Annotated in this window: 1 protein-coding gene; it reads left to right on the forward strand. The window is 67.7% G+C overall.

What is annotated here, in order from left to right; translation table 11 throughout:
- Positions 1 to 164: 164 nt before the first annotated feature.
- Positions 165 to 1,235, forward strand: a 1,071-nt coding sequence (gene sepH, locus DBR22_RS21600) for a septation protein SepH (protein ID WP_258229371.1), incomplete at its 3' end; no start/stop codon positions are given.

Consider the following 1,235-nt stretch of genomic DNA (forward strand, 5'->3'; position numbering starts at 1 on the left):
TGGTGGGGACGGGGTTGCCGCCGCTGCGGCGGAAACCAACAGGCGCGGCCGCCATAACGCGGGAAAGTCCCGGAATATCACGGCGCGCCCTCGCTCCTAAGGCAAAAGAGCCGCCGTCGGTGGCAGAGTTTCGATTGATAGTAATGCCAGGGTGGAGGATTTGTATGCAGGATCTACGGCTTGTAGGCGTACACGACGACGGGGAGCATCTCCTGTTGAGCGGCGCCGGCGGCGAGATGTTCCAGCTGCCGATCGATGAAGCACTGCGGTCGGCCAGCCGGTCTTCGGCGAAACCAGCGGCCAAGGCCGCGCCCATTGCGATGTCCCCCCGGGACATCCAGGCGCGGATCCGCAGCGGCGCCACCGCAGCGGAGGTGGCGGATCTTTCCGGTCTGCCGCTCGCCAAAGTGGAACGCTACGAGGGACCGGTGCTTGCCGAGCGGGAGTACGTGGCCCAACAGGCCCGGAAGATCGAAGTTGCCGCCCCCTCCCCTGGCCATGACACCTACCGTTCCGTCTTTGGTGACAATCCGGCGTCCCTTCAGGAAATGGTTTACCACCGGCTCTCGGCGTACGGTGTTGAACCGTCCACCGTGGAGTGGGATTCATGGCGGCGCCAGGACGGCAACTGGACCGTGGCTGCCCGCTTTGAAGCCAACCAGGGCCGCACCGCCGGGATCGGCGAGGAGCCGCCCGCGCTGTGGACCTTCAGCCCGGCCCGCAGATCGCTGCAGAACGCCAACCGCTGGGCGCAGCAGCTCAGCGAACTGGAGCCCATGGACGGTCCTGTCCCGGCCCGCCGGCTGACTGCCGTCTCTGACCGGCCTTTTGACTTTGAAACTGACGCAGAGGCGGCCGCCCGCAACTCAACCGGCCCGCAGGCCGTCCCCCCGGCCAAGGAATCGGACGGGCTCCTGGACATGCTCCGCTCACGCCGCGGCCAGCGACTGGGCGTGGACGAGGACGCGGACGACGCCCTGGCCCTGCTCCTGACCCACGGGGTGCCTGCCGCGCATCCGCGCCCGTCGGAGGTTGCGGAGCTGGAAACCGGCTCACGGGACAACGCCTCAAGGGACAATGGCGCGCAGGAGGATCAGGAAGCTGCCCCCGCAGACTCCGACGATCCGGGCACTGCCGCCCCTGTGGATCCGCTGACCCGCAAGCGGGAAGGCCGGCCGTCAATGATGTCCCGGCTGAGCCTGATCCCGCCGCACCGTGACTCTGAAGATGACGTG

The organism is Arthrobacter sp. HMWF013, from assembly GCF_003061105.1.
GTDB lineage: Bacteria > Actinomycetota > Actinomycetes > Actinomycetales > Micrococcaceae > Arthrobacter.